We start from the raw sequence: 13,177 nt of genomic DNA, 5'->3' as shown, positions 1-13,177 counted from the left end.
TGGCCCTGGCATCCGCCGCCAGCCATGGCACGGCGACGGTCAGCGGCACCAGTATCAGCTACACGCCGACGGCAGGGTATTCCGGGTCAGACAGCTTCACCTACACGGCCAGCAATAGCGGCGGCACTTCGGCGCAAGCTACCGTGACGATCACGGTGACGCCCAACGCGCCCATTGCCGGCAATGTCAGTGCCACGGTGGCCTATGGCAGCAGCGCCACCGTGATCCCGCTGACTTTGAGCGGCGGCGCGGCGACGTCGGTGGCCGTGGCGTCCGTCGCCGCGCATGGCACGGCGACGGTCAGCGGCACCAGCATCAGCTACACGCCGACGGCAGGGTATTCCGGGCCAGACAGCTTTACCTACACGGCCAGCAATAGCGGCGGCACTTCGGTGCAAGCTACCGTGACAGTAACGGTGAGCGTTCCCAGTGTCAGCCTGACGCCGGCCACCTTGCCCAATCCACTGGCGGAAGCGCCTTACAGCGCTACCCTGACGGCAGCAGGCGGCACGGCGCCTTACACATTTAGCGTCAGCAGCGGCAGCCTGCCTGCCGGCTTGAGCCTGAACACGGCCACGGGCGTGCTGTCCGGCACGACGAACGTGGCAGGCAGCTTCACCTTCAGCCTGCGCGCCAGCGACAGCAGCACGGGCGTGGGTGCGCCGTTCAGCGCCAGCAACAGCTATACCGTGAGCGTCGGTGCGCCGGTGATCGCGGTAACGCCGGGCACGCTGCCGGCAGCGACAGTGGCCACGGCATACAGCCAGCAATTGACGGCCAGCGGCGGTGTCGGTCCGTATGCCTATACGGTGTCGAGCGGCAGCCTGCCGGCCGGTCTCACCCTGAACAGCAGTGGTTTGCTGAGCGGCACGCCGACGGCGGGGGGCAGTTTCACCCTGACCGTGCAAGCGGCCGATGCGCATCTGTTTACCGGCACGCAAAGCTATACCATCGTGGTTTCCTCGGCCACGCTCAGCCTGACGCCGGCCACCTTGCCCAATCCACTTGCGGAAGCGCCATACAGCGCTACCCTGACGGCAGCAGGCGGCACGGCGCCTTACACTTTTAGCGTCAGCAGCGGCAGCCTGCCTGCCGGCTTGAGCCTGAACACGGCCACGGGCGTGCTGTCCGGCACGACGAATGTGGCGGGCAGCTTCACCTTCAGCCTGCGCGCCAGCGACAGCAGCACGGGCGTGGGCGCGCCGTTCAGCGCCAGCAACAGCTATACCCTGGCAGTGGCGGCACCGACCCTGACCCTGACGCCGGGTAGTCTGGTGGCGATACGCGCCGGTGACGCCTACAGCCAGCAGTTCACGGCTGCCGGCGGCGTCGCGCCGTATGCATATTCGGTCAGCAGCGGGGCCTTGCCTGCAGGCCTGGTGCTCGATGCTGCCAGCGGCGTGCTGAGCGGCACACCAAGCGCCTTTGGCAGCTTCGCTTTCACGCTACGTGCGGTGGACGCGCACCAGTTCAGCGTGCAGCAGGCGTTGACCCTGCAGGTGAGCCAGGCGCCGCCTCCCGTGGTCAATGAGGTGGCGGCGACCTCGGCCAACCAGGAAGTGAGCCTGACCATTGATGCCGCCGACGGCAGTCCCATTACGGCGGTGACCATCGTCACGCCACCTAGCCACGGACGGGTCGATATTGTTTCTTCCGCACGCATGGCAAGCATGGCGCGCAGTGTCGCTGCTGCGGCGCCTGCTGCGGCGCCTGCTGTTACCCGCTTCATCGTCACCTATACGCCGAACAAGGATTACTTTGGTCCGGACAGCTTCAGCTATACGCTGACAGGCGCCGGTGGCGTATCGGCGCCGGCCACGTTCAGCCTGACGGTGGCGCCGCAACCGGTGCCGTTACCTGTCGCCAAGATGGCGACGGTACTGGCCGGCACGCCGGTGACCCTGCCTGTGACGCAAGGCGCCAGCGGCGGGCCGTTCACGGCAGTGGCCATCACCACGCAGCCAGCCAGCGGCACGGCAGTCGTCAATGGCCTGGACATCGTCTACACGCCAGGCATCAATACCAGCGGCGACATCAGTATCGGCTACACCGTGTCGAACGTGTTCGGCACCTCGGCGCCGGTGAACGCGACCATCAGCGTCAATCCGATGCCGCAAGTGGCCAGCCAGAGCGCCACGGTGGTGGCCGGGCTGACGGTGACGGTCGACCTGACGGCGGGCGCCACGGGCGGTCCGTTCACGGCGGCCAATGTGCTCAGCGTCACGCCGGCGGAGGCGGGCAAGGCGGTGGTGCGCGACGTAGGTACGGCAGGCAAACCAGCGTACCAACTGAGCTTTGCGGCCTCGGGCAAGTTTGCCGGCGCGGCCGTCGTCAGCTACACCCTGAGCAATGCCTTTGCCACCTCGAAGCCGGGCGTGGTCAACGTGACCGTGACGGCGCGCCGCGACCCGTCGGTCGATCCGGAAGTGATCGGCCTGCAGGCGGCGCAAGCCGATGCGGCGCGGCGTTTCGCCAGCGCGCAGCTGTCGAATTTCACGCAGCGCCTGGAAAGCCTGCATGGCGATGGCTGGGGAAGATCAAACTTTGGCCTGAGCCTGACGCCGCCAAACGACAGTGGCAACCCGACGGCGGCACTGGCGCGCTGGCAGGAGCAGGAAGCGGACCGCGTGTTCGGCACGGCCGTGAAACCGTTCATGCGCAAGGCTTCGCTGCGCCAGCATGATAGTGGTTTCAGTAGCGACAAGGCGGGCGGCGCCGATGTCAGCCTGGCTACGAATGGCTTGCCGGACATGCCGCAAAAGCCGGACACGCAGAAGCAGGCCTTGTCGCTGTGGCTTGGTGGCGCGGTCGACTTCGGCCAGCACTATGTGAATGGCCGCGACACGGGCTTCCGTTTCCGCACGAACGGCGTGAGCGTGGGCGGCGATTATCGCCTCAGCGATCTGGCGACCCTGGGCGTGGGTGCCGGTTTCAGCCATGACCGCAGCGATGTGGGCCAGAACGGCAGCCGCAGCACGGCCGACAGCGCCGTGGCGGCCGTGTATGGCAGCCTGCGTCCAAGCAAGGGCGTTTTCCTTGACGGCGTGCTCGGCTACGGCACCTTGCAATACGACGCCTCGCGTTACCTGAGCGATGGCAGCGGTTTCGCCACCGGTGAACGCGACGGGAAGCAGGTGTTCGGCGCTGTTGTAGGCGGTATCGAGATGCGCCATGAGACCTGGATGTGGTCGCCATACGGCCGCGTGGAACTGATGTCGGCCAAGCTCGATCCGTACACGGAAAAAGCGGCGGGCATCAACGCCTTGAGCTACTTCAAGCAAACCGTGCGTTCGCGCATCGGCGCGCTGGGTGTGCGGGCCGAAGGCATCTATGTGGGCGGCCTGGGCACGTGGTTCCCGCGCGCGCGGCTCGAGTACCGGCACCAGTTCCAGGGCGCCGATGATGCACGCATGGCATATGCCGACCTGGTGGCCGATGGTCCCGTGTACGTGATCCGCACGTTGCCGCAGCAGACAGGCAACTGGACGGCGGGGCTGGGCGTGAAGCTGCTGCTGTCGAATGGCATGACCATTACGCTGGACTACAACAGCAATCTGAACATCGATAGCGGGCGGACCCAGTCGGTGATGTTCGGCATCGCCATGCCGCTCAAGTAATCAGCCAGGCAGCAGGCAAGACCAGATCGCCGGCCCGGAGTCAATCCGGGCTGGCGATTTTTTTACCGGCGCGCTGTCACAGCATCCACGGATGCTCCTCGGCGCCGGCGACAATGCCGCCCAGCAGGGCCTGGTCGCGTTCCGCATGGCTCTGGCGCAGATAGATGGGCAGGTCGGCCGCCAGGCGCGCGAAGCGGGCATCGCGGCACAAGGGGCCGGCGCCCAGCGCCCGCGTGGCTAGGTGCAAGACCAGGGTGGCGGTATCTTCCGCTGCCAGGCGCAGGCGCAGCGCCAGGCCCATGGCGTCGCGCTGCGGCTGTGCGTCGATCTCGGCCGCGCCTTCGCGCAGCAGGGCGCCGGTGGCGCGCAGCGCGCAATCGATTTGCCCCAGTTGTGCCAGGCGGATGGGGTCGGGCGCGGCGTGTTGCGCGCGTGCATGCAGGTGGCTGGCGACGGCGCAGGCCGCGCCATACCAGGCGGCCGCGATGCCGGCGCCGCCATGCCAGAAGCCGGGGCGCTGAAGGTACGCTCCCGGCGCGGCCACGGGAAAGGCGCGCGCGGCGGAAAAAGTCACGTCGACGCTGGCGCAGGCAGGCATGCCAATGGCTTGCCAGCCTTCATTCGTGACGTGCACACCCTGTTGCGACAGTGCCACGGAAGCCAGGCAAGCCTGGCCATCGCCGTCCCAGCAGCCGATCAAGGCATGGCTGAGGCCCTTCGCCCCGGCACACCAGGCCTTGCGGCCATCGAGCACATGGCGGCCCTCGGTCGTTTGCCGCAAGCGGACGCGCGCCCCCGGCAGGTCCGCGCACCAGACGCCCCAGCTGCTGCCGGCTGGCACGTCGGGGCCACCGATTTCCGCCAGGATGGCGAGCGCATCGGTATGGCCTTCATACAGCTTGAGCAGGGACAGGTCGATGGCGGCAATGGCGGCCAGCATTTGCCAGCGCTGCAAGGTGGCGCCGTGGCCGGGCAGGGGCAGCTGGTCCAGTCCCGCGTCACGCAAACGCCGCAAGCCTTCGATGGGGTGGAAAGCGCTGTCCTGAGGCTGCAGCAGGGCTTCCAGTGCAGCGTGGGAAGGCAGGGTGAAGGCAGGGTATGACATGGCAAGCTCCTGTTTTTTACAGGATAGCTTTTTATTTTCGCAATGTATGTTCAATTCTGCACAGACACCCGCTCACGGCCACGCGTCCATGCTGTGGCCGCCGCCGCAGGGCCGGGCAGCCCCGCAGCTGTTCACCCGCCTATTTTTTTACGTAGTGCATGTCCAGGACATACGCGCCCTTGTCCAGCATCACCGTGTACAGGTCGTTGCCGCGCAAGGACAGTCCGCCGGGGACGCTTAGCGCCGGCTGCATGCCTTCGTCCCACAGGCAAGATTCGCCATTGTCCACGTCGACGCACCACTGCGGCTGGTTTCCTCGCAGCACATATTTCACGCCGGTGCCGCTGCGCGTGAAGGAATAGGCCGGGACCGACGAGGTGATTTTATCGACGCGCAAGCTCGTTGGCGCGGCATTTTCCGCCAGCCTGATCAGCATGTCGGCTGTCCCGTCCGGCTTGCCGGTGACCTTTGCGCTCATGCCGTCTGTCGCGATGACGGCACCGGAGCAATCGGCCTTGAAGTAGGTTTCGCCGGTCGGCGTCAGTTCCAGCGCACCGCTGCCGTCGCTCTTGAATGCGATGACGAGCAATTGGCGGTCGTGATTGTCGCAGGCCGACTGCCACGTGCCGATATACGCGGCCAAAGGCGAGGTGGTGCCGGAATCGCCGGCAAGTTGCTGTGTCGAGCCGCTACCGCCACCACCGCAGCCGCTCAGGAGTGCTGCGGCCGAGCTGGCCAATACCGCCAATACTTTTTTCATGCATGGTCCTTTTCATCCGGCAGCGATGCGTGCCGTAAGCGCGGCCTGATTATAGGAGGGCGGATGGGGGGGCAATTCTCACCGAATCTATTGGTGACTTGATTTGGATCAATATCTTTCCGAACAGTACGCACCTGCATCAGGTGGACGGTCATGCCAGATGCCAGCCCGGCTGGTGGTGGCATCTGGCGCAGCGCGCTTACTTGCGGGTCAAGACGAAGTTTGTCTTGTAGACAGCTGCATCAGGCAGTAGCAGATACAGTTTGTTGCCCTGCAGGTACAAGCCACCCGTTTGCGTGCTGGCAGGTTCCGCACTCGCGTCGGCGACGCAGGAGCGTGGCCTGTCCGGGTGAATGACGCACCAGGCCGGCTCACCCAGCTCGACGGAATAGCGCAGGTCCTTGCCGGTGAATACGTTCGTATAGGCGGGACTGTTGAGCGTGATTTTGTCGATGCGGGTGGCGGTCGTGGCGCCAGCAGGATTAAGCTGGACCTGCACCTCGGCCGTGCTGCCATAGCTAATGCTGGATGTGGCAGAGGGGCTTTGGGTGGCAAATGGCGTGCCGGAACAGTCTGCGGTGTCGAAGTGCTCGATCTTGTCGGCGATCTCCAGGCTGCCATCGGCTTTGCTGGTGATGGTCATCGTCTCGAGCGCCTTGTCCTGGCAGGGAGTTTGCCAGCTGCCTGCATAGACGGACAGGGGGGCTGCGGTTTGCTCGGCAGGAGTGGACGCGCCGCCGCCGCAAGCGGCCAGCAGCGTGGAAGAAGTAAGTACTGCGAGGGTTTTTTTCATGTGTTTCCAATAATCGACAAAGTGGCGTGCCGCAAGCGCGCCAGATTATACGAAATATTTCACTGCAGAAACTCACGAAAACTCACCATGCTGCTGCGCCGCCCGCGAAGAGCGGGTCTTCGCGGCCCGGCGTCGCCCCGCTCCGCTTAAAACTCTTCCCAGTCGTCGCCAGCCGGGGCCTGGGCGGCCGCGCGCTGCGTTGCTTGCGGCTTGGTAACGGCGAGGCGCTTGGCGGGAGCCGGTGCTTTTGGCACCACGGCGCGCGGCGCAGCCACGCTTGCTGCCGGTGCCGCCTGGCGCACCTGCTCGCCCAGCTTGAACACGCTGACCACCTCGGCCAGGTGGCTGGCCTGGTCTTGCAGGCTTTCGGCGGCCGCTGCCGCTTCCTCGACGAGGGCCGCGTTTTGCTGCGTCACGCCATCCATCTGCGCCAGCGCCTGGTTGACCTGGGCGATGCCGTCGCTTTGCTCGGTGGTGGCAACGCTGATGTCGGCCATGATGGCGGTGACCTTGCGCACGCTGTCGACCACCTGCTCCATGGTGGCGCCCGCTTCGTCGACGAGCTTGCTGCCGGCGGCCACCTTGCCGACGGAGTCGTCGATCAGCAGCTTGATTTCCTTGGCAGCTGCCGCGGAGCGTTGCGCCAGGTTGCGCACTTCCGTGGCGACAACGGCGAAACCGCGTCCCTGTTCGCCCGCGCGCGCCGCTTCCACGGCCGCGTTCAAGGCCAGGATATTCGTCTGGAAGGCGATGCCATCGATGACGCTGATGATGTCGACGATCTTGTTCGAGGAGTCATTGATCGAGGTCATGGTTTCTATCACCTTGCCGACCACTTCGCCGCTCTTTTGCGCCACGCTGGACGCGGAAGCGGCCAATTGATTCGCCTGGCGCGCATGGTCGGCGTTTTCCTTGACGGTGCCCGTCAGTTCTTCCACCGAGGCGGCCGTTTCTTCCAGCGAACTGGCTTGCTGCTCCGTGCGTGCCGACAGGTCGTTATTGCCTTGCGCAATTTCCGCGCTGGCGCGCGCCACGTTGTCGGCACTGGCTTGCACTTGCAGCAGCACGGCGTGGATCTTTTCCACGAACTGGTTGAAACCCTTGCCGATGACGGCCAGTTCGTCGGTGCCCTTGACTTCCAGCTTGACGCGCAGGTCTGCGTCGCCGCTGGACAGGTCTGTCATGGTGCGGCCCAGGGTGCGCAGCGGGCGCGTCAGCTGGTTGACGACGAGGATCAAGATGCCGGCCGTGGCTGCCGCGCACAGCAGGGCCACGATCAGGGTGTAAGTCATCAGCTCGCGCGCCGAGGCGGTGGCCACGCTTTTCGGGAAGCTCAGTTCCACGCTCCAGGGCGCGATATCCGGGTGGATCTGCAGCGGCTGCAGCAAATGGATGTAACCCTGGCCATCCTCGTATTCATACGGCTGTCCCTGGCGCACCTTTTCCAGGCCGGCCGCAGGCACGTCGTCCGCCTTCTTGCCCAGCCGTTCAGGCCCGGGATGGCTGGCGTACAGGCCCCCGTTCGAGATCAGGGCCAGCTTGCCGCCCTCGATCACCTTCAGGTCGGCCAGGATTTTTGCCAGGCGCGTGAGCATGAAGTCGGCGCTCGCCGTGCCCTTGAAGCTGCCGTCGATCATGATGGGCGCCACCAGCGAGGCCATCAGCACATCCTTGCCATCGACGGGGTAGATATACGGTTCCGTAAAGTAGGTCTTGCCGGTGCGCTTGGGGACGTCATACCAGTCGTTGGCGCCCGGTTTCGGGTCGAAGACGATGGGTTCGACTTGCAGCTTGCCGCCGGCGCCACGCGTCCAGTAGGGCATGAAGCGGCCGCTGGCGTCATAGTTAGGCTTCTGGTCGGCAAATTCCGCATCCTTGCCGTCGAGCGCGTTCGGCTCCCACGTCACGGCCGCGCCCAGCAAGTCCTCCGAGCTGGTCAAGGTCGCCTTGGTCAGTTCATTGATCTGTTCGCGCTGCATGGGCAGGCTGGCGCTTTTGGTGCCGCGCATGGCGCCGGCCAGGCTGGAGACGCTGGCCAGGTTGCTGGAGATGCGCGCCTGCAGCGCGCCCGCCACTTCGCGTGCCGACGTGCGCGCCAGGTCCAGCGCGGCCGCCTCGGCGTTGGCGCTGCTCTTGTAGCCGATCACCGCCGCCGTGACGCCCAGGCTGAGGATGGCGAGCGCGGTGGCGGCGACGCAGATTTTACTGTTGAGTGAAAGTTGCATGAGGCTGTTCCTTGGTAGGCTGGGGGATCTCTGTCATCGGCGGCGCGCATGATGCGCCTAGAACGTCTTGCTGATGGCCACGACCAGCGTGGTCGCGGCAGGGTTCGACGTGTCGAACTGGCCGGCCGCATTCGGGATGCCGAGTGTGTAATGGTCGTAGGCATCGGTGGCGCCCCACGCCCGCGTCACGGCGGCGCTGGCGCTCCAGCCGCCGTCGAAGGCCCTGGTGACGCCGACCTTGGCGTCGCGCCAGTTCCAGATGGCATTGCCGGTGCCCGCCACCCGCCCATCGCCGGCGTGCAAGTTCAAGGTCCAGGCATTGCCCAGGTCGACATTCGCGCCCACGTCCAGGTAGCCCGTGCCGCGCGCATTGGTGATGCCGAAGAAGTCGGGCGTGACGGTATGGTTGTACTTGGCGTACAGCATCTTGTAGCTCAGGCCCAGCGACAGTTCGCCATAGTCGTACTTGACGCCCGTGGCGCGGTACACGGCACCCGGATACTTGTAATAATACGCCAGCACGCTGTAGCCCAGCTCACCCACCGTGCCGCCGTAGCCGCCGTACAGGTCCCATTCGATGCTCGCATCCTGGACATAGCGGTCGCTGACGGTGGAAGCCCAGGTGCCGAGCGACCAGCCGCTGGGGTGCACGTAGTCGGCACCCGCCTGCACGGCAGGCTTGCCCCAGGTCTGGCGAAAACCGCGTGAAATGTATTGCGAGCTGAGGCTGGCGTTGACGCTGAAGGTGGCGGCAGGGCTGTCGGCGGTCTGGGCTTGCGCGGGCACGGCGGCCAGCAGGAAGAGGCAGCCCAGCAAGGATAGTGTCGGAAAATGGTGCTTCGATGGCATGGCAGTCGGCTCCGTATTTGCTGGCAACGGCTGTCCAGCGCGTTGCCATGAATGTTGCAATAAAAATGCGGAATGGACTTTTGAGGAAGCAAGGCGATGCCGTCTGCATGCCCGCATGAACATGCATACATTCTCACCAAACGTAACTGAAAGGATAGGCTGTTGGAGTAGTGGAAGTCAATAAAGTTACGCTGCGGAAATCGTAAGTTGTTGTTTCCTGGAACTTTTTCATGCGCCTGTCATATTCCCGGCCTGCCACGGCTGGCTGCCTGTTGCAAGCAGGCCAGCAGGCCGGGCAGGGCAGCATGCAAGGCCTGCAGCTCGCCAGCCTGCAGTTCGGCCTGCATTTCCACCAGGCCCGAGGGCTGACCCCAGACGACCTTGGCGCTCAGCCGGGCGCTGGCCTCAAGGCCAGAGACGCTGACCAGCAGGGCCACTTCCTCTGGCTGGTCGTCGGGCACTTCCTCGCACAGGCAGGAAATGCCGAAATGATAATCCTGGAAGGCGCTGGCCGTGCCGCTGGAAAAGGCGAACACGGAGGCGAGCACCTGTGGCGCGGCGGCGGCGAGTGGCGGCAGGGCGGCGTGGAACAGGGGCAGCAAGTCGGTTTCCAGCTGGCGCACCAGCGGATGGGTGTGGCTGAGGACGGTCATGTGCGGGCGAAAGGAGTGGCGGCGCGCGATGGTAGCAGTTTTTGCCGCCGCCAGGGCCCCGTCGTTAGCTGGCGTAGCGGCTGGCCATGCTGGCGATGGTGCTTTTCATCTGTTCGCGCAGCGCGGCGGGCGCCAGCACTTCCACGCCATCGCCCAGACCGAGCAACCACCATTGCAGTTCGCGCGTGCTGGGCACGGTGGCGCTCAGGTGCAGCGAGCCATCCTCGCGTTCCTGCAATTGCTGGTCGGTGCTCAGCGGCGTCTCGTACAGGTGCTCGCCGCTGCGCCGCGCAAACACGGCTTCGAGGCGCAGCGGTTCGCCATCGCGGATGCCCATGGCGCCTGAGGCAATATAGGCGTCGATGTCGAAGCCCTGCTGCGTGCGTGCGGGCAGGTAGAGGATTTCCGCCTGCTGCACGCGATGCAAGACCAGCGTGCGCACGTCGTTGTAGTCGGCGAACAGGCATACCAGATAGATCAGCTGGCCCCGCTGAACGATGGCCAGCGGATGGACGGCGTCATAGCTGACGAGCTTGTCGTTGTCGCGCTTCTTGTAGCTCAGTTTGAGCTGGCGGCTCTGCATCAGCGCTTCATACACGGCGCGCTGGCAAGCTTCGTCGATGACGGGCGCCAGCAGCCGCTGCATGGGAGCGATGACGCGTATCTTGCCCAGCCAGGCGGATGCGCTGGCACGCGCGCTGGCGGCGTTCAGGGTCTGGCGCGCCGCGCTGAAGTACGGCTGCATGCTGTCGAGGGTGGATGGCGGCAGCGCATGGCGCATGTGCTGTTCCATCAGGGCCAGGGTCAGCGCGGCGGGCGTCGACAGGCCCGGCATGTCCATGCGCGCTGCATTTTCCATCCAGCACCAGCCAAACGGCTTGCTGTCGGCATTCGTCAGGGGGAATATCTCGGCCAGGTCCAGCAAATCGCGCTGGATCGTGCGCACGCCGATGGCGAAGTCGATGGCCTTGAGTTTGTCGTGCAATTCGTTGGCGGTGATGGTGCGAGGGGCCGGCGGTATCAGGCGCAGCATTTGCCATTGGCGCATGATGGTGGAGGGGCGCGGCGCGTGTTCAGACATGGTGGTTCCATTCAATTCTGTGGCAGGATGTGTACTGATTAGTGCATAAGTTAACGAATGGTAACATTGATCCGATAGCAATTACAGGGCGTCCAGCATGGCCGCCCTGACGCAATTGCGCCCCGCGTGCTTGGCCTGGTACAGCAGCTTGTCGGCAGCGGCGACGAGGGCGGCAGCCCCGGGCACCTGACTGTCGGGCACGCACGCGAGGGATGCGACGCCGAAGCTGGCCGTCGTGCCGATGTGCTGCGCCAGGCCGTCGCGCAGGCGTTCGGCCAGGCGCACGCCGCCTGCCAGGTCCGTTTCAGGCAGGATCAGCAGAAATTCCTCGCCGCCGTGGCGCACCACACTGTCAATGCCATGGCGCGTGGCGTTGCCGAGCCGGCCGGCAAAGGCGCGCAGCACGGCATCGCCTGCGGCATGGCCGTGGACGTCGTTGATGCGCTTGAAGTGGTCGAGATCGCACAGGATGGCCGTCAGGCACAGTCCATGGCGTTGTGAGCGCGCAAGTTCGGCGTCCAGCAAGTGTTCATCGAGGTAGCGGCGGTTGTAGCAGCCGGTCAGGTGGTCGCGCACGGCCTGCTCGGCGAGGATGGCGTGTTGCAGGACGTGCGCGCGGCGCTGGCGCTGCTGGCCATGGCCGATGCAGATGCCCGTCAGGTTCAGCAGCAGCAAGGTGGCGGCGCTGCCGGCCTGCAGCGCATCTTGCAGACAGAGCCAGACCAGGCTCGCCGCGATGGCCAGGCTGGCGCCGCCCAGCAGATGCCGCGTGATGCCGGCATAGGGCGCGGCGAGCAGGATGCAAAAGGCGCTCGCGTGCCAGCTGGCATCGGTTTCGCGCAAGGCATAGCAGAGCAGGAATATGGCCAGGTCCAGCATCAGCAGCGCGCTGCCGGAGACGGTGCTGCGGCCAGGCTGTAGTGCTGAGGTGCGCAAGGCCCGCAGCAGCATGGCCACGGTGAGCAGGCAGCAGGCCAGGGCCAGTGGCCAGCCGGCGGGCGGCAACAGCACGGCGGAAAATACGGCGCTGGCGCCGGCATGCAGGCACAGCAAGGGCCAGGCGTGTGTCTCGCAGGCGGGCGCCAGAGGCGAATGCGCCGCCTGCGTTCGGATAGCGTCAGTTGCATGGTGCAAATGCATGGAAACCTGTCGGATAGCGAATCGGGACTCCATTCTTGTCCGGCCCTGCGACAAGGCACGACGCGTTGCACTAGCATGCTGCCTGTTAGATTGGTCCTACCAGTGACTCTTATGCCTCGCTGGTGACACGCATGCGCACGAAATCGATGTGGCCTTGCATGGCCGTGCGCGCTTCTTCGGGCTGGCTGGCGGCGCGGCGCATCAAGGGCCACGCGACGGCGAAGATGATCTCGTTGAGCAAGGAATCGGACCTGTTCCGCTTTACCTTGAAGCACAGCCTGCTGTTTGCCGTGATCATCGGCAGCATCAGCATGCTGCAGGCCTACGTGTTTACCGGCATGATCCCGCGCTGAGCGGTCCGTAGAAGTACGTAGTAAAACTAGATGAATTGATAGTGAAACGTGCAGAGGGTCATGAAAATGACCTGATGCACTGCAGCATATCGAGGATGGGCCGGCGCAATGCCGGGTCTGCAGCGATGCCGTCCGCATCGAGACCCGACCCCAGCAGAGGCAGGCTGATGCAGGCCTCCTCGATCAGGCGCGCCGACATGGTGCGCAGCGTTTCGCGCAGGGCCGCCTGCGCATGCGTGGCGCGCGGCGAGGCGTTCAGCAGCACCAGCGGCTTGTCGATGAACGATTCATTCCCGACCATCCAGTCCAGCGCGTTTTTCATGGGAGCGCTCACGCCATGCGCGTATTCGGGGCTGGCCAGCATCAGCACGTCGGCCGCCAGGATGGCGTCGCGCAAGCCCGTTACTGCCGGCAGGCTGTCGGCGTCGAGGTCGGGATTGAACAGCGGTAATTCACCGAGTCCCTGATAGAGGCGGATATCGAATTGTGGTGGGGCAAGCCGCGCGATGGCGTGCAGCAGAGCGGTGTTCAGCGAGGCGGCGCGCAGGCTGCCGGCAATGGCGAGGATGGTGATCGGTGTTTGCATTGTGCCTGTATAGCC

General features: G+C 65.1%; 11 protein-coding genes. 2 read left to right on the top strand and 9 right to left on the bottom strand.

The features are described 5' to 3' along the window. Nucleotides 1–3,617, top strand: a 3,617-nt coding sequence (locus tag K0F85_RS02965; RefSeq protein ID WP_219114458.1) for a putative Ig domain-containing protein, incomplete at its 5' end; no start/stop codon positions are given. A 76-nt stretch (nucleotides 3,618–3,693) separates the two neighbouring features. Here K0F85_RS02965 and K0F85_RS02960 read toward each other — a convergent pair. From K0F85_RS02960 to K0F85_RS02925, 8 genes are all read right to left on the bottom strand, one after another. Beyond that, the gene (locus tag K0F85_RS02960) at nucleotides 3,694–4,722 is read right to left on the bottom strand and encodes an acyl-CoA dehydrogenase (RefSeq protein ID WP_219114457.1); all 1,029 of its coding nucleotides are present in this window, start codon (nucleotides 4,720–4,722) and stop codon (nucleotides 3,694–3,696) included. A gap of 139 nt (nucleotides 4,723–4,861) precedes the next feature. Further along, the gene (locus K0F85_RS02955; RefSeq protein WP_219114456.1) at nucleotides 4,862–5,482 is read right to left on the bottom strand and encodes a hypothetical protein; all 621 of its coding nucleotides are present in this window, start codon (nucleotides 5,480–5,482) and stop codon (nucleotides 4,862–4,864) included. A gap of 199 nt (nucleotides 5,483–5,681) precedes the next feature. Further along, nucleotides 5,682–6,275, bottom strand: a complete 594-nt coding sequence (locus tag K0F85_RS02950) for a hypothetical protein (RefSeq protein WP_219114455.1) — start codon at nucleotides 6,273–6,275, stop codon at nucleotides 5,682–5,684. Nucleotides 6,276–6,421: 146 nt separating this feature from the next. Continuing rightward, complete coding sequence (locus K0F85_RS02945) at nucleotides 6,422–8,500, bottom strand: methyl-accepting chemotaxis protein (RefSeq protein ID WP_219114454.1); 2,079 nt, start codon at nucleotides 8,498–8,500, stop codon at nucleotides 6,422–6,424. Nucleotides 8,501–8,557: 57 nt separating this feature from the next. Continuing rightward, nucleotides 8,558–9,349: a TorF family putative porin gene (locus K0F85_RS02940; RefSeq protein WP_219114453.1), complete on the bottom strand. Its 792-nt coding sequence runs from the start codon at nucleotides 9,347–9,349 to the stop codon at nucleotides 8,558–8,560. A 239-nt stretch (nucleotides 9,350–9,588) separates the two neighbouring features. Then, entirely contained in the window at nucleotides 9,589–10,002 is a 414-nt protein-coding gene (locus K0F85_RS02935; RefSeq protein ID WP_219114452.1) for a hypothetical protein, read from the bottom strand. A 64-nt stretch (nucleotides 10,003–10,066) separates the two neighbouring features. Continuing rightward, nucleotides 10,067–11,083, bottom strand: a complete 1,017-nt coding sequence (locus K0F85_RS02930) for a YafY family protein (protein WP_219114451.1) — start codon at nucleotides 11,081–11,083, stop codon at nucleotides 10,067–10,069. An 81-nt stretch (nucleotides 11,084–11,164) separates the two neighbouring features. After that, nucleotides 11,165–12,223, bottom strand: a complete 1,059-nt coding sequence (locus K0F85_RS02925) for a diguanylate cyclase (RefSeq protein ID WP_219114450.1) — start codon at nucleotides 12,221–12,223, stop codon at nucleotides 11,165–11,167. A gap of 131 nt (nucleotides 12,224–12,354) precedes the next feature. Here K0F85_RS02925 and K0F85_RS02920 point away from each other — a divergent pair, with 131 nt between their 5' ends. Next, on the top strand, nucleotides 12,355–12,576 hold the full coding sequence (locus tag K0F85_RS02920) for a hypothetical protein (RefSeq protein WP_219114511.1): 222 nt from the start codon (nucleotides 12,355–12,357) through the stop codon (nucleotides 12,574–12,576). Between the two features lie 58 nt (nucleotides 12,577–12,634). Here K0F85_RS02920 and K0F85_RS02915 read toward each other — a convergent pair whose 3' ends face one another. After that, nucleotides 12,635–13,162: an NADPH-dependent FMN reductase gene (locus tag K0F85_RS02915; protein ID WP_219114449.1), complete on the bottom strand. Its 528-nt coding sequence runs from the start codon at nucleotides 13,160–13,162 to the stop codon at nucleotides 12,635–12,637. Between the last annotated feature and the right edge of the window lie 15 nt (nucleotides 13,163–13,177).

Source organism: Janthinobacterium sp. UMAB-56, assembly GCF_900095265.1.
Classification (GTDB): Bacteria; Pseudomonadota; Gammaproteobacteria; order Burkholderiales; family Burkholderiaceae_D; genus Janthinobacterium.
Note: the sequence above shows the minus strand (reverse complement) of the source record. Positions and strands in the feature narration are given on the sequence as shown.

Excerpts from the sequence above, each read along its gene's own strand:
- K0F85_RS02915 (WP_219114449.1), bottom strand. The coding sequence starts at position 13,162 with ATGCAAACACCGATCACCATCCTCGCCATTGCCGGCAGCCTGCGCGCC.
- K0F85_RS02925 (WP_219114450.1), bottom strand. The coding sequence starts at position 12,223 with ATGCATTTGCACCATGCAACTGACGCTATCCGAACGCAGGCGGCGCAT.
- K0F85_RS02935 (WP_219114452.1), bottom strand. The coding sequence starts at position 10,002 with ATGACCGTCCTCAGCCACACCCATCCGCTGGTGCGCCAGCTGGAAACC.
- K0F85_RS02930 (WP_219114451.1), bottom strand. The coding sequence starts at position 11,083 with ATGTCTGAACACGCGCCGCGCCCCTCCACCATCATGCGCCAATGGCAA.
- K0F85_RS02940 (WP_219114453.1), bottom strand. The coding sequence starts at position 9,349 with ATGCCATCGAAGCACCATTTTCCGACACTATCCTTGCTGGGCTGCCTC.
- K0F85_RS02945 (WP_219114454.1), bottom strand. The coding sequence starts at position 8,500 with ATGCAACTTTCACTCAACAGTAAAATCTGCGTCGCCGCCACCGCGCTC.
- K0F85_RS02955 (WP_219114456.1), bottom strand. The coding sequence starts at position 5,482 with ATGAAAAAAGTATTGGCGGTATTGGCCAGCTCGGCCGCAGCACTCCTG.
- K0F85_RS02960 (WP_219114457.1), bottom strand. The coding sequence starts at position 4,722 with ATGTCATACCCTGCCTTCACCCTGCCTTCCCACGCTGCACTGGAAGCC.
- K0F85_RS02920 (WP_219114511.1), top strand. The coding sequence starts at position 12,355 with ATGCGCACGAAATCGATGTGGCCTTGCATGGCCGTGCGCGCTTCTTCG.
- K0F85_RS02950 (WP_219114455.1), bottom strand. The coding sequence starts at position 6,275 with ATGAAAAAAACCCTCGCAGTACTTACTTCTTCCACGCTGCTGGCCGCT.